We start from the raw sequence: 18,037 nt of genomic DNA on the forward strand, positions 1-18,037 counted from the left end.
CGGGATGATTGAGGGCATCGCCTGCGGGATGATGACCTTGCGCATCTTCATCGCCCCGCTCATGCCCAGGGAGTCGGCGGCCTCGATCTGGCCCTTGCCGACCGAGGAGAACCCGCCGCGGATGATCTCGGCCATGTAGGCGGCCTCGTTCAGCGTCAGGCCGACCAGGGCCGCGGTGATGGGTGCCATCAGGGCGTTCACGTCGATCGCGGTGCCGATGTCCGTGAACGGAATCCCGATGAACAGGTCCGGGTACAGCGCCGCGACGTTGAACCAGAAGATCAGCTGCACCAGGACCGGGGTGCCCCGGAAAATCGTGATGTAAACACTGGCCGTGGCGGCAACCGGTTTGATGCTGGAGGACCGCATGATCGCCAGCCCCAGCCCCAGGAGCGTTCCCAGGGCCATGCTGGCAAGCGTGAGGAAGATGGTGAGCATGAGGCCACGCAGGATGGATTCATGCGTGAAGTACTGGGCGACAACACCCCACCTGAAGTTGGGGTTGGTCGAGACCGAGAGCAGGATGCCGATGCCGATCAGGCTGCAGACCACCCAGGCGACATACTCAAAGGTGCTGCGCCGCCGGAGCCGTGGCTTCAGATGCGACTCTTTCCCGTTCATGCCGGGGCCACTTCTTTCGATAGTTGTTTGCTGCATGGACGCCCCTTAGCGGATTGTGGCTTCGGTGATGACTGATTCGCCCAGGCCCCAGTACTCCAGGGACTCCTTGTATTCCGGGGTTTCCAGCATGGACTGGATGGCCTTCTGCAGGGCCGGTGTCAACGGGGAGCCCTTCTTGACCCCCATGGCGACGTTGGTGTTCGTGCGGGTATCCATCCTGGGCTCCAGGGTGGTGAAGTGGTTGGGCTGCTGCTCGTCGGCCCAGGCCAGGGCACTGGCGTCGTAGAAGACGCCGTCGATCCGCTTGGAGTCCAGCTGCGTCAGGGCTTCCTGGACGTTGGGCAGCGTCACGCCGTTGATGGCCGGCTTGCCCTTTTCCTCGCAGGTCCACTTCGAGACGTTCGGCAGGTGCTTGAGCTGCTGGGTGGAGCCCTTGGTCACGCCGATGTTCTTGCCACAGAGCGCGTCGTTGGCCAGATTGTTCGGGTTGCCATGGGGCACCGCAATGGCCGAGCCGCCCTTGAGGTAGTTGATCATGTCCAGGACCTTCAGCCGCTCTTCGGTGGCGGACATGGTGGTGGCGGTGAAGTCGTAGCGGCCGCCGTCGATGCCGGGAATGATCGTGTCAAACGCCGTGTTTTCGAACTTCAGCTTCAGGCCCAGCTTTTTCGCCACCAGCCGGGCGAGGTCGGGGTTCACGCCAATGGGGGTTTTGTTGTCTTCGGCGAGGAACGTCATCGGCGGGGAGCTCAGATCCATCGCCACCGTGATTTCTCCCTTGGCCTTGTAGGACTCCGGCAGCAGCGCCACCGCGGCCGCATCCGGCTGGACACCCTCGGAGATGTCCCGGGTGTTCTGCGTCTTGGGAATGTCCGCTCCCTGAGTGCCGGTGGCAGCGCCGCCACAGGCACTCAGGGACAGCAGGACAGCAAGCCCGGCAGCCGCAGTCTGGATCTTGTTAATGGTTTTCATGGTGGTTCCCTTCGATGATTTCAGCCGCAAAGGCCGGCTAAAGCGGTGGCAGGCTTTCCGATGCCTCCCTCTCGACATCATGAGACGACAGGCGGGGAGGGCGTCGGCACCTGAGTGACTTAGATCTCGTTCTGCTTCAGCAATAGAACCCTGAAAATCGCCAAATGTCAACAGTTCAACAGTTCTACTTCAACTGTTGAGCAGCTCAGCTTTTAAACTGTTGACAGATCCTCCTCATGTGCCTTAGAGTCGACCGCGCTCAGATTTGGACTCGCCGGGAGAATCCTTCGGCCCAGGCTCTTGTCCGAAGCATAAGAGAATGCTTATATGACTATGTGTTTTCTGATGAGGAATCCCTCGCGGGGGCAGCTGAGCTGTTCAAGGCCCTCTCCGCCCCTTCCCGGCTCCTCATCCTGTCCGCGCTGGCTCACGAACCGTCGACGGTCAGCGCGCTGACTGAGGCAACGAAGTTGTCCCAGCCCCTGGTCTCCCAACACCTGCGCCTGTTGAGGGGGATCAATCTGGTCACTGCCGCCCGGTCAGGGCGGGAGATTATCTACTCCCTGACCGATGACCACGTGGCCAATGTCATTCAAGATGCCATCGAACATAGCCAGGAACGCTAGGAGAAGCCTCCCAGTGTCCGCGAAGGAGACATCATGACCGAGGAAGTCCAGGCCGAACACACCCTCGCCGAGCATCAACACGGGGGAGCTGACTGCGATCACGTCACCGTGCAGCATGGGGACCATGTGGACTACATCCATGACGGCCATCGGCATGCAGAACATGAAGGCCACTACGACGAGCACGATGACCCGGCAGAACACACTCCGGACCAGCACCAGCATGGTGGGCCGGACTGCACGCACGAGACGGTTCAGCATGGAGACCACGTGGATTACGTCCACGACGGCCACCGGCACGCCGAACACGAAGGCCACTACGACGAGCACTAGGGACACAAGAAACGCAAGGGACCGGCGGCTACGATAGCCGCCGGTCCCTTGCGTATCAGGCTCACATGTCAGGGGAAGAGTCCCTTTATCCGCTGACGCCCGTGAATTCGTTCGGTGTCACTTCCAGCCTGCCGGAGCCGTTGATCTTCCCGGACTCGATGTCCACGGCGTGGACGGTTTTGGTCTTCGGTTCGGTGACGAAGGCTGTGTGGCCATGGACGAAAATCGTGGGCCGCGCTTCCTGCCACTTCAGCGGCTCCTCCCAAGGTGCAACCACGGGAATGCTCTTCGTCACGGTTGCCTTGTCCGGGTCGATCACGTGCAGCGCGCCGTCAGTGCCGAGCACCAGCCCTTCGCCGTGGGGTCCGCGGGCAAGGGAGCGGAAGCTGTAGCTGGTTCCAAGATCTACCAGGGTGAGTTTCTTGGTCTTGGTGTTGATCAGGGAAATCTGCTCGGGGCGCTCGAGTTCGGCGTCCGGGTCCTTCTTGTAGTCGCCCAGGGTCACCTCGGATTCCTCGGAACCGGCCTGGTTGCCGATGCGGCCGTACTTGGTGGGGCTGTCCAGCTTGGTGATCTTTCCAGCGGAGTAGATCAGGACGCCGGTCTGGCATCCGATGACCACGGTTTCGGCTGCGGCGGTGGCTTCGCCGTGCACGCCGGGGCAGTCCTCGTTCCGGGCAATTTCCTTGCCGTCCTTGTCCAAGACAACGATGCCGGGGCGTTCTTCCTCGTTGCCCAGCGTGAGGACCAGTTCGCCGTTGGAGAGTTCGACGGCGACGCCGTGGTGGGCTTCCTTGGCCTTGTGCGTTTCGGTCTTGGGCTGCCCGTTGGCCAGGGCGCTCGATTCGAAGACAGTGACCTCACCGGTGCCATCGCTGAACAGGATGGTCTTGCCGTCGTGGCGGACTACGTGGCCAGGCTTGCTGGCGGGAAAATTGATGTCCGTCATGGCCGGGTCCTGGGCGTAGTGCTTGTCGCCCTCGCTCCATACGCCGGTGTCGAGCACTTTGAAGCCTTCGGCGGCGGAGATGATGACGTGGCGGCCGTCCCCGGCCGCGTTCACCCGGTTGAAGCCTTCCATCGGGAAGTCCCCGAGGACCTCGAACGACTTGGCGTCCAGGACCTTGATGCCGCCGTCGTAGGTGGTCACGAGGCGCGGGAGCGCCTCGGCAACGGCGGAGGCGCTGGCTGACGGGCTCGTGGCGCTGCTGCCGGCCGGGGTGGCGTTGGCGCCGCAGCCGGCGAGCATCAGGCCGGTGACGGCCAGTGCCGTGAGTAGGCGGGCGGGTCTGGTGCGGTGATGCATATGCGTTTTCCTTTTTTGTGGGGCTGGTGAGTGGTGTTTTAGGACAATGCTTTGGTGATGCGGTCGGTGTTTGTCCGCATCATTTCGAGGTAGGTGTGGGCGCCGGAGCCTTCTGTTCCCAAGGATTCGGTGAAGAGAGGGACCACCGCGATGTCCTGTCCCGCCTCGTCGGCTAGCACCTGGGCCAGGCGTTCAGGCTGTGAGGAGTCCGCGAAGATGGCCACGACGCCCGCTGCCCGGATTTTTCCGGTGAGGTCGTTGAGGTCTGCTGAACTGGGCGAGGCGAGTGTGGTTCCGCTGGGAATGACCGCTCCGATGACATCGAAACCGAACCGCTGTGCCAGGTAGCCGAAGACATGGTGGTTGGTGATGAGCTTGCGTTTGCCCGGGTCGATGGCCGCGAAGCTTTTCTCCATAGAGGCCTCAAGCTTCTCCAGCTCTGCCTTGTAGTTAGCCGCCTTGGAGCGCACGTTCGTGCTGTCCAGCCCGTCCACGTGCTCCACGATGCTCTCGGCGATCGCTTCAGCGGCCAGCTCCACCCTGGAGGGATCGGTCCAGAAGTGCGGGTCCACGGCGCCGTCGCCGTCGTCCTTGGTGAACTTCAAGGGCTCGACGGCGTCCATCGCCGCCAGTGTGGGGACACCTTCCGCCGCGGCGGCCTCCACGTGGTTGAGGACGCCTTCTTCCAGGCCCGCCCCATTATGGACGACAAGATCCGCGTTTTCGATGACCGCAGCCTGCTTTGCTGAGATGCCGAAGGAGTGCGGATCGGCATTCGATTCCATCAGCACCACCACGTCCGCCTGGTCGCCCACCAGATTGCGTGTGATGTCGCCCAGGATGTTGGTGGTGACGACGACGGTGGGCCGCTCAGCCGCTGCCGCCGAACACCCGCTCAGCGCGAGGGTGAGCGCCAGGAGGGCACCGCCCAGCTTCGTTGCTGCCCCGCGCTTCACAGCCCGGTCTCCAGCACGATGTCGGCGGCCGGGACATTGAAGGTCCGGGCGGCCCGGAGCCCGTCCGCGTAGTCGATTTCATGGACTTTTGAACCGGCAGGATCCCCGAGGTAGGCACGCGCGGTGTCGATGCGAAGCTGCGGGATGTTGTCTGCACTTGCCGAAAGGGGCTGGAGCATTGTGGCTTTGGCGGTCACCTTGCCGGTGGCCGGATTGAGCGTCATCAGGGAACCGTCGACGCCGAGGGCCAGCACACGCTTGGTGTCGCCGACCGCAGAGGCAGCGACAATCGGAACGGCCGTCTTCAGGTAAGTCCAGGTGCGTTTTGACACGTTCAGGTGCCATATGCCGCCGTCGCCCGCGGGTGCGGCGAGTTCGTTGGAGCCGGGGCGGTGCTCAAGGCTTGTTGCGGGTGGAATGCCGCCGGCTTTGGCTGGATACGGGATCTTCTCGGCGGCGAACTTGCCGTCGTCCTCGGTAATGAGCAGGGCACCGTCCTTGCACGCCAGCACCACACCCACCCGGGTAGTGGCGTGTGCGGAGGAACCGGCGCAGGGCTGCCCACTGAGCACCGTGTGGTTCTCGGCGTCGCGGACCTCCACGGCTCCGGGAGCGGCGCCTTCGCCGGCAGTGGTGGCTATGAAGTGCCCTTCATAGGGGATCACCATGCCCGTGTGCGGTGTGGTGGTGATGCGGGCGGATTCAACCACTTGCCCTGCGTCCAGGTCTTTGTGCTTGTAGATTGATGCATAACCACCGGTTTCAGAGAACACCGCTACAGAGTGGCCGTCTCCAGCTACAGCACCAGCGTCCGGCAGGGTGATGCTGCCCAGCAGACGAGGCCCGGAGCTGTAGTAATGCATGTGGTCCCCGTGGTCCACTGTCCAGGCACCGGTATCAAACACCTTCACGCCGTCCTGTGTGGTGACCAGGGCGTAGCGGCCATCCTGCTGAACGGCGTCGAGGGGGCCAAACGTCCCGGCGTCGACTGTCTTATCGGTCAGGAGGGAAAGCAGTTGCGATTTCCCGGTCTCCCGATCGAAGGTGAGCAGACCATTCTGCGGCTCGGGGTTCTCCTGCGCGCCGGCGACATAGCCATGGGGCGTAGTGTCCGAGGTCGGAGCAGTTTGGCTGCCTGTGCTGGTGTCCGCACAGGCGGACAGCAGTAGCGGCAGGCCAAGCAGGAGGATAGGGAGTTTAGCGGTGGTGCGGTGCACTGGAAAGGGGCTCCAATTCTGGCTCTGATGCGGGCGTTCGGGTTGGCGCGGACTCGGCAGCAGGCGTGGCCGGGCCGTCTTTGAGGACTGTGGTGCGGGGGACCATGGCATCTTTGCGGACCATGGAGCGGGCAAGGGCGGAGACGAAGTAGGACAGGGCTGCAACGAGGGCGATGGTGGCGCCGGCGGCGGTTGACGCGTACCAGGAGATCCAGAGGCCGACGACCACGCTGGCGACGCCGATCACGGAGCCGAGGATCATTCCTGTCCGGACCGACTTTGCCCAGACGAGGGCGGCCGCGGGCGGAGCGATGAGCAGGCCAAAGACCAGGAGTGTTCCGACCACCTGGAATGACGCGGCCACGGCAAGCGTGATCAGACACAGCAGCACGAAGTGGGCCAGTCGGGGGCGCAGCCCTAGGGTTGCCGCCTTCTGCTGGTTGAACGCTGCCCCCATGAACGCGCGGTGGAAGATCGCAGCGGCCGCCAGGACGACGACGCCGACGACGCACAGCACCGTGATGTCCTTCGTCTCGACGGCCAGAACGTCGCCAAAGAGCGTGCCGGTGAGGTCCACGGCGAAAGAGCCCGAGGCGGACACGATGATTACACCGAGCGACAACATGACGACAAACAGCAGTCCAATGGCGGTGTCCTGGGAGACGCGACGGTTCCGGGTGATGGCTGAAACGCCGGCCGCGGTCGCCGCGGCGCTCACGGCTGCACCGATGATGAGGTTGCCGCCGAGGAGTGAGGCAATGGCAATGCCGGGCAGCAGCCCGTGCGACATTGCGTCGCCAAGGAAGGCCATTCCTCGCACGACTACCCAGGTTCCGACGACGCCGCAGACGATTGCGACAAGGCCGCCGCCGAGCAGGGCGCGTTGGACGAACGAAGCGCTTAGGGGATCAAGTAACCATTCCATCGCGCTTCATCGTACACTAGCTAATGAGACTTATTCGCAACAAGAGAAGAGACGCAGTGTCATCGGTAATCTTCAGCAAGGCTGGATATGCCTATCCGGACAGACAGGCATTGGCGGATGTTTCGCTGACCTTCGAGTCGGGGACGCACACAGTGCTGACGGGCAAGAACGGGTCAGGGAAGTCGACACTGCTCGCCCTGGCAGCAGGAGTGCTGCAGCCGGCGCAGGGAGCGGTAGCCGTCACCGCCGGCCGCCCTGCCTTCGTCATCCAGCAAGCCCGGACACCTGAGTCCATGCCGTGCACTGTTCGTCAAGCGGTGGAGATGGGCAGGTGGCCGCACCGGCGGGGATTGCTGTCACTGCGTGCCCTGGATCGGCGGGTGGTCGCGGCGGCGATGGAGAGGATGGGGATTGAGGACCTGGCCGGCCGCCAGCTCAGCGAACTTTCCGGCGGTCAACACCAGCGCACGCTCATCGCGCAAGGGCTGGCGCAGGAGTCGGACATCCTCATTCTGGACGAGCCCACGGCAGGCCTGGACATGGCAGCGCACCAACTGATTCGAGCAGCGATTGCCGAAGAACTGAGGCGCGGAGTGACAGTCATCGAGTCAACCCATGACCTTGGAGATATCGAACGTGCGGACCGGGTCATCACGCTGGATAGGGGACGTGTCAGCTCCGACGCACCGCCGAAGGGTGTGACGCCGGTTGGACCCTGAGGGACCATGCAGTTCCAGCTCACCCTCGGCTGACCGCTTTGAGTAGCCGCCTTCCCCGACTAGGGGAGCTGCCCGCGTGTGCAGCTCCTACTTCACCCAGTCGGCAGGGTTTTTTTGGGCGCTCACGACGGCGGCGCCTGACTTCCGCTGCTGCGGCACCTTGGTGACGTGGGGGCACACCTGGCGTCGACGTCGGACCTTTCAGGACAGTTCCCGTCAAGGGTTGGGGGACAGCCACAGTCCGGCACCACGCACTTGGGACCGGCGCCAATACCGGCGCCGGTCCCAAGTGGGACGTGCTATTTATTGCTGCGAACAAGCTCAGCTGCCCAGCTGGCGGCAGGCTGACGCGTTCCCAGAGTGAGAACTAGGCAGTGGCGCGTCGCGCCACGTTGTAGAAGCGGATGTTCTCGTATTCTTCGAGGCCTTCGGCGCTTCCTTCGCGTCCGAGGCCTGACTGCTTGATGCCTCCGAACGGGGCGGCAGCATTGGACGGTACGCCCTGGTTGATACCCACGATGCCTGTCTGGAGGCGATCGGCGACATTAAGAGCGCGGTCGAGGTTCTCAGTGAACACATAGCCGGCGAGGCCAAACTCCGTCGCGTTGGCCCGGGTGATTGCCTCGGCTTCTGTGCTGAACCGCTGAATCGCCGCGATAGGGCCGAAAATCTCGGACTGGGCAACGTCGGAATCTTCCGTGACCCGGTCCAGGACGGTCGGGGCAAAGAAGTTGCCTGCCGAGTCGTATCCGTGGCCGCCGGTCAGCAGTGTGGCACCCAGGCTCACGGCATTCTCGGTGTACGCCTGCATTTGGGCTACTGCGCGGTCGTCGATCAGCGCACCCAGTCCGGTCTGCTGTCCGAGGCCGCTTCCGACGGCGACCTGGGCGAAACGTTCGGTGAGCGCCGACACGAAGTCATCGGCAATCCCGTCCTGGACGTAGATGCGGTTGGCTCCAATGCAGGACTGTCCGCCATTGCGCAGCTTCGCGGCAAACGTTCCGTCCACAGCCCGCTGAAGATCAGCGTCGTTGAAGACGATGAGCGGTGCGTTACCGCCCAGCTCCATCGAGCTGCGGAGGACATTCTGGGAGGCAAGCTTCAGGAGCTGGCGGCCTACCGGCGTCGACCCGGTGAACGAAACCTTCCGGACCCTTGGGTCAAGCAGGACGGCTTCGCTAAAGGCCCCTGACTTTGACGTGGTGATGACCTGGATCAGTTCTTCAGGCACCCCTGCCTCAATGGCGAGCTGCACAGCAAAGTACGTCGTGAGGGGGGTAAGGGTGGCAGGCTTGATAACTACGGGGCATCCTGCTGCCAGCGCCGGTGCGATTTTCCGGGTTGCCATGGCAAGGGGGAAGTTCCATGGCGTAATGAGCACCGCCAAGCCCACGGGGGAGCGGCGTGTCAGAAGGCTCGCGCCTCCGTCCGGCGTTTCCCGGAAGTTCCCTGCGGGACGCACGGCCTCCTCGGCGTACCAGCGAACGAAGTCGGTACCGTACTTGACCTCGCCGCGGGCCTCCGCAAGCGGCTTGCCCATTTCGCGCGAGATCAGGTGTGCAAGATCTTCGGTGTGGGCTACGAGCTTGTCGTACCAGGCGTGCAGCACGTCGGCGCGCTGACGGAGGGAGCTGTTGGCCCAGTCGGCTCCTGCCGCGTCGGCCTTTCCAACAGCCTCCAGTGCAGCCTCGACATCAGCGTCGGGGACGTGGGCTATGGTCTCGGCCGTGGCAGGGTCCTGTACTGCGATGCCAGAGCTGGGGAGGTTGATGGATTGGATGACTGCATCCGCGTGCCGGAGGCTGTCGGCGTCCGCCGTGATCAGCGGCGTAGCGACGTTGGTTGTGAGGCTCATCGGTTCTCTCTTTCGGTTATGGCTTGCTCGATGGCGGTGACAAATAGCGTGAGTTCCTGGTCGCTGATGATGAACGGCGGGCTGACCTGAATGGTGTTGCCGCGCAGGGACCTGGCGATGTATCCAAGCTCGATCAGGTCGTCGCAGACCTGTTCAGCCTTCAGGTGGTCGGCGAGGGTGATACCCCCGAGCAGTCCAGCCACGCGCACGTCGGCAACTGCCGCCTGTCGCTGGGCCAGCTTGTCGAATTCTGTCCGCAGCACTGTTTCGAGTTCCTTGACGCGAGGAACCAGCTGGTCGCGCTCCAGAATTTCGAGGTGGCGCAGGGCCACTGCAGCGGCTGTTGCATGCCCGGCATATGTCGCCCCGTGACGGAAGACGGGCGTATCCGGTGAGTCGACGTAGAACGGTTCCCACACCCGCGGGCTTACCAGGACTCCGCCAAGGGGTGCGTAACCGGACGTGACTCCCTTGGCGAAAATCACCAGATCGGGTTCGATGCCGTAGCGTTCGGCTGCGAACATCGTTCCGAGACGACCGAAGCCGGTAATCACTTCGTCGAGGAGCAAGAGGATGTCGTTCTGGCGGCAGATCTTTTGAATGGCTTCAAGGTAGCCCGGTACAGGCGGATTCACGCCTCCTGTGCCCTGGACAGGTTCGGTGACAATCGCCGCGATGTTCTCCGGCCCCACTTCCGCGACCACGGCCGCGACATGCTGCGGGTCGTTGTAGGAGACCCGGGCCGTTTCGGGGACGAGGGAATCGGTGCCGTAGCCTTCGCGGTTGAAGTCAAGGCCGCCGATGCTCGTGCCGTAGGCGTGGAGGCCGTGGTAGGCGAACTCGCGGCTGAGGATGACCATCTTGCTGGCCCGGCCTTCACGCTGCCAGTGGCGGCGGGCCAGTTTGCAGGCGACGTCGATGGCATCGGAGCCGCCCGAGTTCAGAATCACCTTCGAACGGTCAATCGGCGAGATTTCAGCAAGCCGCTCACCGAGGGCAAGGGCTTTATCGTTCGTGAAGCGGGCGAAGATGTGATAGGTCTCAAGCCGCTTCATCTGATCGAATGCGACTTCAGCCAGCTCCGGATTCGAATGCCCAATATTGGCGTGCCACAAGCCAGCTGTTCCATCAAACAGGCGGCGGCCATCGTTCGTGAAGACGTAGGATCCTTCGCCGCGGTCGATGACGAGCTGCCGGCCGAGCACTGTCGGCGTGTGCGCCTGGGCAGGCCAAAGAGCGGGCCCTTCAAGCAGCCTTGAGGAGGAATCGCTCGGAGATGAAATGTCGTTGAGGGACATCTGAATTCGCTCCCTTCCAGGCGCGGCCATGGTTTTCTGCAGGAACTACCGCGTGATTGCAAGGGATTCCGGCGTAGTAGCAAATGTAGCTAAGCAAGCCGGTAAACAAAAGCGAATGTTTTTGACGCTTACCTGTAACTGTTACTTACAGGTTGGAATTCAGCTGGAACGCCTGGACGATTGCTTCCCGCACGGCCACCAGTGCCACGCTGTGTTCCGACCCGGACCTGACCAGATACTGGATGCTTCGCTGCTGGTCAGAGGGAAGCCAGGGACTCGGCACGACGTCGCTGCCTGCCTCGCGCACGACCATGTCCGGCAAAAATGCTGCGGCCAGCCCTTGTTCGACCATCCTGAGGTGAAAAAGGAGGTCCGAGGAGACGTGTGCGACCACGGGCTCAAACCCCCGCTCCCGGCATACCCGTAAGGCCCATTGCGTGGACGCCGAGCTCAGGGGTTCGACGACCCAGCGCGCGTTGCGGAGCTGGTCAAAGTCCTCAAAGGCCACGCCGCGGGGGAGATAGCCCCGAATGGGGTCCTGACCGATCACGGTGGTGTGGATGCCGCCATGTGGCGCCCCTTGCGTGCCGGGAAATGCGTCAGTTACTACTGCATCTACCTGTCGCGACATCAGTTGCATGACAGCCATTTCCGGTTCCTCGCGCCGGAGACGCACATCCAGGCCCGGAAAGTTTCTAGCCAATTCCGCCATAGCCGTTGGCATAACGCTGCGGCTGATCGTTGCGAAGGCAGCGACGGTAACTACGCCCTGGGCCCGCTGGTGCGATGTTGCCAAATCAGATTCCGCACGCTCAATGGCGGCCAGGATCGCTTCTGTGTTCCGCACCAGTTCCTCGCCGGCCGGAGTGAGCTTGACGTTGCGGCCGACTTTTTCCAGCAGTATCACGCCGGTTTCCTTCTCCAGGACACCCAGCTGCTGCGAAATGGCGGAATGGCTATACGCGAGTTCCCGTGCTGCTGCGCTCATGCTGCCGTGCAGTTTGACTTCCCTCAGCAGCGTGAGGCGGTGAACATCTAGCATTGTGCTTGCTTCCTGGCTATCTGCTGCCGTATGCGCTGTGGGCATGCGTGGCCAGGTTGGCCCCGCGTGGGTTTTCCCAGAGCTATCCGACCAGCTGTTCGAAATCTATCCGACGCTGTCTATCGTATTCCGCAGCAGAAAGCAGCGTCCCACGAGCGGGCACAAGATCGCGCCACGGAGAGAACTCCGTGGCGCTTGTTTGCTGATGAATTTGTCCTTCGTTACGAAGTGCTCGACTGCATTCGTTTGCGTTCCGAAATGTGCTCCACCAGTTCGCCCACACGCTCCTCCGAGTAGTTGCGCGCGATGTCACCCTGGCTGATGATGCCTACCATCTTGTGGTCAGCAATAACCGGGAGCCGCCGGACCTGGTACTTCTCCATCATTTCGATCGCGGCGTCAACGTTCGCATCGGCGTCAATCCAGTGGGGCGTGCCCGTGGCGAGGTCGCGGGCCATCATTTCACGTGGATCACGGCCCACAGCAACGCACTTGAGCACGATGTCCCGGTCAGTGATCATGCCCTTCAGCTTGCCGTCGTCCCCGCAGATCGGCAGGGATCCGCAGTCCAGGTCCATCATCATCCGTGCGGCATCTACGAGGGACTGGTTCTCCGTAACACACCGTGCATCCGTAGTCATGAATTCACGTACAGCACTCATTGGTCCTCCTTCATCGATTGAGGTATCGACGCAGAGTCCACCGGGCACATGCGCCGATGCTGCCAGCCTACGCCGAGGCCAGCGCCGATGTCGACGGCGGTTCCGCTCCTTCCGGGACGGGAACGCGGCGATGCCGCGGACGCTATCCCGCCCCTACGCCTGGCTGATGTCGACGCCCGTGATCGGCGCTCCCGCGCGCTCGTATACAAGCGAGACCGCGCCCTTCGGGAACGCCTGCGGCGGCTGCGCGAGTCGGAACGCCGCCGGCACGCCGGCGCCGTCGGCAAACAGCCGCTTGCCAGAACCGAACGTGAGCGGGTATAGGAAGAGGTTCAGCCGGTCGACGAGGTCTGCCTCCAGGAGCGACCGTGCGAGGCCGCCGCTGCCGATGACGTGGATGTCGTCGAACCGGTCCTTCAGCGAGGCCACCTCCGCGACATCCGACAGTGCCGTGGTGCCCTCCCATTCCGGTTCGGTCAGGGAGCGCGACACGACGAACTTGGGCAGGGCATTGAACGTCACCGCGATGGGGTCGTCGTTGCCCCGCAGGGGCCAGAACCCCGCGAAGATGTCGTAGGTTTTGCGTCCGAGCAGCAGCGCGTCCATGCGGTTGATGCCGGCGCCAATCGCCTCGCCGGTCTCGTCGTCGAAATACGCCCCCTGCCAGCCGCCGAACTCAAAGCCGCCCTCGCGGTCCTCGTCGGGACCGCCCGGCGCCTGGTACACGCCGTCGAGGGTGATGAACAGGTCGACGGAGAGGATTCCCATGGTGTGCTCCTTCGCGTGAACGGCGGCCGGATGCCGCCTCTGCCCGTGCAACTCCACCCTTGCACCTCCAACGCTGGAGCGGGAGAGTGGAGCATGGAGTGCCAAGCACCAACAACCAAGCCTCAGATCTCGGGGCTGGCTGTCGTCTTATTGATTGCAATAGTGACTAGCGATAGAAGCAAACAGCGGGATAGGAGAAGACTGACGTGTCTGAGCGTGGCAGCGAAAGTGAGAACCCGGTAATTCCCTCTCCGACTCCGAAGCCGAGTCGGCCCAGGACGAACCAGGACTGGTGGCCCAATCAGCTCAACCTGCAGGTGCTGCATCAGCAGTCGCCCCAGGCCAACCCCATGGACGGGGACTTCAGCTACGCCGAGGAGTTCAAGTCCCTGGACCTCGAGGCGTTGAAGCGGGATCTCATCGAGGTGATGACCACTTCACAGGACTGGTGGCCCGCGGACTACGGCCACTATGGTCCGCTCTTCATTCGGATGTCATGGCACGCCGCCGGCACCTACCGCATCGAGGATGGCCGCGGCGGTGGCGGCAGCGGCGCGCAGCGCTTCGCTCCGCTCAACAGCTGGCCGGACAATGCCAGCCTCGACAAGGCCCGCCGACTGCTCTGGCCGATCAAGCAGAAGTATGGCCGGAAGATTTCCATGGCCGATCTGATCGTCTATGCGGGCAACGTCGCCATGGAGTCGATGGGGTTCAAGACCTTCGGCTTCGGCTTCGGGCGGGAGGACATCTGGGAACCAGAAGAGGTCTTCTGGGGCCCTGAGGACACGTGGCTGGGGGACGAGCGCTACAGCGCGCCGGGAGATTTTAAGAGCCCTCTCGCCGCCGTTCAGATGGGCCTCATCTACGTGAACCCGGAAGGGCCTCAGGGCAACCCCGATCCGCTGGCCGCCGCCCACGACATCCGCGAGACCTTCCGCCGGATGGCGATGAACGACGAAGAGACGGTGGCGCTCATTGCAGGCGGCCACACATTCGGCAAGACACACGGCGCCGTCCCGGCGGAGAACCTCGGTCCCGAGCCGGAGGCTGCACCCCTCGAGCAGTTGGGCTTCGGCTGGACGAACTCCGCCGGCACCGGCAACGGCCAGTACACGCTCACGAGCGGGCTCGAAGGCGCGTGGACCAAGGCGCCGACCAAGTGGGACAACGGTTTCTACGAGAACCTGTTCGAGTACGACTGGGAGCTCACCGAGAGCCCCGCAGGCGCGAAGCAGTTCAAGCCCGCGAATCCCGAGGCCCAGGGCACGGTTCCCGATGCCCACGACCCGTCGAAGCGGCACGCCCCCATGATGCTGACCACAGACCTGGCCCTGCGGCAGGATTCAATCTACGGGCCGATCTCGAAGCGCTTCTACGAACACCCCGAGGAACTCGCCGACGCGTTCGCCAGGGCCTGGTACAAGCTGTTGCACCGCGACATGGGCCCGGTGACACGTTACCTCGGCCCCTGGGTGCCGGAACCGCAGCTCTGGCAGGATCCCGTTCCCGCCGTCGACCATGAGCTGATCGGCGAGGATGACGTCGCGGCGCTCAAGGCCAGGATCCTCGATTCGGGGCTGTCCATCTCCCAGCTGGTCTCCACGGCGTGGGCGTCGGCGTCGAGCTTCCGCGGCACGGACAAGCGTGGCGGGGCAAACGGGGCGCGCATTCGCCTTGCGCCGCAGAAGGATTGGGAGGTCAATGAGCCGGCCGAACTGGCCAAGGCGCTGCAGACCCTCGAGCGGGTCCAACAGGACTTCAGCAGCTCCCTGTCAGGCGGGAAGAAAGTCTCCCTTGCCGACGTCATCGTCCTGGGCGGATGCGCCGCCGTCGAGCAGGCGGCAAGGAACGCCGGCGTCGAGGTCACGGTCCCGTTCGCACCGGGGCGAACGGACGCGTCCCAGGAGCAGACGGATGTCGAGTCCTTCGCAATGCTCGAACCAAAAGCGGACGGCTTCCGGAACTACGTCCGCGCCGGGCAGGTGCTGCCACCCGAGACGCTGTTGGTGGACCGTGCCTTCATGCTGAATTTGACGGCACCTGAGATGACGGTTCTCGTCGGCGGGATGCGGGTGTTGAAGGCCAACTCGGGGCAGTCCGACCACGGCCTCTTCACCGACCGGCCGGAGGCGCTCACCAACGACTTCTTCGTGAACCTGCTTGATATGAGCACAGAGTGGAAAGCATCCACCTCCGAGGAAAGCGTCTACGAGGGCCGCGACCGCACCACGGGCGAGCCCAAGTGGACGGCGACAGCGACTGATCTCGTTTTTGGGGCGAACTCGCAGCTGCGGGCTATCGCGGAGGTCTATGCCTGCCATGACGCGAAGGAGAAGTTCGCCCGCGACTTCGTTCAGGCATGGGACAAGGTCATGAGCCTCGACCGGTTCGACCTCGCCGCCGCCTGAGTCCGTTCTTATGCACTCCCGGCCGCCAGCCTAAACCTCGGTTCGGAAGGTTTGTGGCGCGAAGGAACGGCCGCGTCCCGTTGGTAGGGGCGCGGCCGTTCTTTGTTGTGCAAAACCTGTCAGGAAATCATCGCGAATGACTTGCCCGACGAGTTTTACTCACATAGAGTAAAACTATGTTTACGAGCGCAGACGAGTTGTTGGAGCAGGTCGAGACCGCCTCGATCGCCGAGGACCTCTTCGGGCCCGTGACGCTTGAGGACAAGGCCCTTCGTTCTGCCAAGCGCCTCCACCGCGCCTACGCGAACCACCTTCACCCCGATCGCGCGGGGGAGTGCGGGATCGACAAAACGCGCGCCACAGACGCGTTCGCCAAGCTCGGCTTGCTCTACGAGAGGTGGGCCACGGCATGTGCTGCCTCCGCATCCCGCGCGACGGTCAGGAACATGAAGGCTCCGTCGAGGATTACCCTGGCCTCCAAATCTCGCGCCTACATCCTCGGAGACCTAATCGCGAAGGGCACTCTGGCCAACGTATACCGGGCCGAGTCCGCCACGGGCCCCGTTGTCGTGAAGATGCCCCGTAAGGCCTCCTCGTCGAAGTTCATCGAAGCCGAGCGCACCGCACTCGCCACACTGCAGACCATGGTGGCTGACGGCAACGCCTGGCTGGGTCCCTACTACCCGCGGCTGCTGGACAGCATGACTCACCGTGCCGAGGGCACGTCCGAAGAGCGCACGGTCAACGTCCTGGATGATCTGAGCCGTGGGGCCGGGTTCTTCACCCTGTCCGAGGTCAGGGAGGCCAGCCCCGACGGCCTCGATGGACGCGACTGGGCGTGGATTCACCGCCGCCTCCTCACTGCAATCGCAGGAGCGCACCTCGCCGGAGTGGTCCATGGCGCGATCCTGCCGGAAAACGTCCTGATCCATCCCGAAGGCCACGGCGTGGTTCTGGCGGGGTGGTCCTTCGCCACCAAGCCCGGGGGGACGCTCGAAGGCCGCGTCCGGAGCGGGAAGGACTTCTACCCGCCCGAAGCGGCCTGCGGTCCGGTCTTCCCCGAGTCGGACATCTACATGGCTCACGCGCTCATGCTCTCGATGCTGGCCCCTGGGGAGCGGCGCCAGCGGGCATTCGCCGACGGCTGCATGCAGGGAGAACCACGGATGCGTCCTGACGCCGCAAGCCTCCTGCAGGAGTATGACGACCTCCTGGAGGACCTATATGGGAAGCGGACCTTCCGCGTTTTCCCCTATGTCCCCGCTGCCGCCCGCGCGTCGGCCTGAACGAAAGGAACCAATCATGGGAGCTGGAAGCTGGAGCGATCAGACGTACCGCGCGGCGACTTTCCGTGCCAAGCAGGGTGTGGATGCCTTCGCCTATGACAGCAAGCTCCGCTCGGGCCCGCGCAGCGAGTGGAAGGCCGACCCGACACTCGACCCTCAGGGCGTGAAGATGCGCGAGTCCCGTGACTCGGACGAGCACCCCAACAGCATGCCCATCGCGGTCCTGTTCGATGTCACCGGCTCCATGGGCGAAGTCCCGCAGATTATGCAGGGGCAGCTCTCCAAGCTGCACGGCCTCATCCAACGCAAGGGCTATGTGAAGAACCCGCAGATCCTCTTTGGCGCCATCGGAGACGCGGACACGGATTTCGTTCCGCTCCAAGTCGGCCAGTTCGAGTCCGACAACCGCATGGACGAGCAGTTGCGCACTATTTTCCTGGAGGGAAATGGCGGCGGGCAGAAGTCCGAGTCGTACGAGCTGGCGGCATACTTCATGGCCCGGCACACCGCCACCGACGCGTGGGAGAAGCGGGGCCGCAAGGGATACCTGTTCATCGTGGGCGACGAACTGAACAAGCCCCGGCTGAAGGCCGCCCACATCCGGTCGATCATCGGCGATGATGTGTACGAGGACCTCGACGTCGCTTCGATTTACCGCGAACTGGAGGAGCGATGGGAGGTCTTCTTCATTCTCCCGCGCAAGACCTCCTACTATGACGACGAACAGGTGAACGCCCACTGGCGGAGCATCCTGGGAGAGCGCTTCTTCAAGCTGGAAGATCCGGCCGCGGTCTGCGATCTCATTGGGGTCACCATCGGGCTCCTCGAAGAGGCCATTGACCTCGATGAGGGCCTGGAGGACCTGAAGGAGATCGGCAGCACGAGCAGCCGCGCCGTTGGCAAGGCCCTTGCCACAGTCGGCGCCAGCAGGGCCGCTGCGGCGCTCAGCGTTCTCCCTGGCGACCTCGACGGCGACGACGACCTCGCCTGACTGCCCACACCGGCGCCGGGCGGACTGTCCCGGCCGCCAGCCCTTGCGGAAG

The 18,037-nt window shown here is 63.5% G+C and carries 17 protein-coding genes; 6 read left to right on the plus strand and 11 right to left on the minus strand.

The window, feature by feature from the left end; genetic code table 11:
* Window positions 1-621 (minus strand): amino acid ABC transporter permease (locus AC6CH3_RS20775; protein WP_498134220.1); only part of this gene is annotated, 621 nt, incomplete at its 3' end.
* A 45-nt stretch (window positions 622-666) separates the two neighbouring features.
* Window positions 667-1,593, minus strand: coding sequence for an ABC transporter substrate-binding protein (locus tag AC6CH3_RS20780; protein WP_498134221.1), 927 nt, complete (start codon window positions 1,591-1,593; stop codon window positions 667-669).
* A gap of 335 nt (window positions 1,594-1,928) precedes the next feature.
* Here AC6CH3_RS20780 and AC6CH3_RS20785 point away from each other — a divergent pair, with 335 nt between their 5' ends.
* Window positions 1,929-2,219 (plus strand): ArsR/SmtB family transcription factor, encoded by a 291-nt coding sequence (locus AC6CH3_RS20785; RefSeq protein WP_498134222.1) that lies wholly within the window; start codon window positions 1,929-1,931, stop codon window positions 2,217-2,219.
* A gap of 33 nt (window positions 2,220-2,252) precedes the next feature.
* Window positions 2,253-2,552 (plus strand): hypothetical protein, encoded by a 300-nt coding sequence (locus tag AC6CH3_RS20790; protein ID WP_498134223.1) that lies wholly within the window; start codon window positions 2,253-2,255, stop codon window positions 2,550-2,552.
* A gap of 85 nt (window positions 2,553-2,637) precedes the next feature.
* Here AC6CH3_RS20790 and aztD read toward each other — a convergent pair whose 3' ends face one another.
* Genes aztD through aztB form a run of 4 tightly spaced genes read right to left on the minus strand, consistent with a single transcriptional unit; the run spans window position 2,638 to window position 6,956 of the window.
* Window positions 2,638-3,858, minus strand: a complete 1,221-nt coding sequence (gene aztD / locus AC6CH3_RS20795) for a zinc metallochaperone AztD (protein WP_498134224.1) — start codon at window positions 3,856-3,858, stop codon at window positions 2,638-2,640.
* 38 nt (window positions 3,859-3,896) lie between these two features.
* Entirely contained in the window at window positions 3,897-4,814 is a 918-nt protein-coding gene (gene aztC, locus AC6CH3_RS20800; RefSeq protein ID WP_498134225.1) for a zinc ABC transporter substrate-binding protein AztC, read from the minus strand.
* Complete coding sequence (locus AC6CH3_RS20805; RefSeq protein ID WP_498134226.1) at window positions 4,811-6,031, minus strand: hypothetical protein; 1,221 nt, start codon at window positions 6,029-6,031, stop codon at window positions 4,811-4,813. Before AC6CH3_RS20805 ends, aztC begins: the two co-directional genes overlap by 4 nt.
* Window positions 6,012-6,956: a zinc ABC transporter permease AztB gene (aztB, locus tag AC6CH3_RS20810; protein ID WP_498134227.1), complete on the minus strand. Its 945-nt coding sequence runs from the start codon at window positions 6,954-6,956 to the stop codon at window positions 6,012-6,014. The genes AC6CH3_RS20805 and aztB overlap by 20 nt, the downstream gene beginning before the upstream one ends.
* A gap of 56 nt (window positions 6,957-7,012) precedes the next feature.
* Between aztB and aztA the strand changes: the two genes are divergently transcribed.
* A complete protein-coding gene (gene aztA, locus AC6CH3_RS20815) occupies window positions 7,013-7,675 on the plus strand; it encodes a zinc ABC transporter ATP-binding protein AztA (protein ID WP_498134228.1) in 663 nt (220 codons plus the stop codon).
* 367 nt (window positions 7,676-8,042) lie between these two features.
* On the opposite strand, the gene AC6CH3_RS20820 is transcribed toward aztA, so the two are convergent.
* From AC6CH3_RS20820 to AC6CH3_RS20840, 5 genes are all read right to left on the minus strand, one after another.
* The gene (locus tag AC6CH3_RS20820) at window positions 8,043-9,530 is read right to left on the minus strand and encodes an NAD-dependent succinate-semialdehyde dehydrogenase (protein WP_498134229.1); all 1,488 of its coding nucleotides are present in this window, start codon (window positions 9,528-9,530) and stop codon (window positions 8,043-8,045) included.
* A complete protein-coding gene (locus tag AC6CH3_RS20825) occupies window positions 9,527-10,828 on the minus strand; it encodes an aminotransferase family protein (RefSeq protein ID WP_498134230.1) in 1,302 nt (433 codons plus the stop codon). Before AC6CH3_RS20825 ends, AC6CH3_RS20820 begins: the two co-directional genes overlap by 4 nt.
* 145 nt (window positions 10,829-10,973) lie before the next feature.
* Complete coding sequence (locus tag AC6CH3_RS20830; protein WP_498134231.1) at window positions 10,974-11,915, minus strand: LysR family transcriptional regulator; 942 nt, start codon at window positions 11,913-11,915, stop codon at window positions 10,974-10,976.
* 176 nt (window positions 11,916-12,091) lie between these two features.
* Complete coding sequence (locus AC6CH3_RS20835; protein ID WP_498134232.1) at window positions 12,092-12,532, minus strand: CBS domain-containing protein; 441 nt, start codon at window positions 12,530-12,532, stop codon at window positions 12,092-12,094.
* Between the two features lie 153 nt (window positions 12,533-12,685).
* A complete protein-coding gene (locus AC6CH3_RS20840) occupies window positions 12,686-13,300 on the minus strand; it encodes a dihydrofolate reductase family protein (RefSeq protein WP_498134233.1) in 615 nt (204 codons plus the stop codon).
* A gap of 206 nt (window positions 13,301-13,506) precedes the next feature.
* Here AC6CH3_RS20840 and katG point away from each other — a divergent pair, with 206 nt between their 5' ends.
* The 3 genes from katG (at window position 13,507) to AC6CH3_RS20855 (ending at window position 17,985) form a co-directional block, all read left to right on the plus strand.
* On the plus strand, window positions 13,507-15,708 hold the full coding sequence (gene katG / locus AC6CH3_RS20845; protein ID WP_498134234.1) for a catalase/peroxidase HPI: 2,202 nt from the start codon (window positions 13,507-13,509) through the stop codon (window positions 15,706-15,708).
* A 176-nt stretch (window positions 15,709-15,884) separates the two neighbouring features.
* Complete coding sequence (locus tag AC6CH3_RS20850; RefSeq protein WP_498134235.1) at window positions 15,885-16,994, plus strand: protein kinase family protein; 1,110 nt, start codon at window positions 15,885-15,887, stop codon at window positions 16,992-16,994.
* A gap of 16 nt (window positions 16,995-17,010) precedes the next feature.
* Entirely contained in the window at window positions 17,011-17,985 is a 975-nt protein-coding gene (locus AC6CH3_RS20855) for a hypothetical protein (protein WP_498134236.1), read from the plus strand.
* Window positions 17,986-18,037: the final 52 nt, after the last annotated feature.

Source organism: Arthrobacter sp. GQ119 (assembly GCF_059759125.1).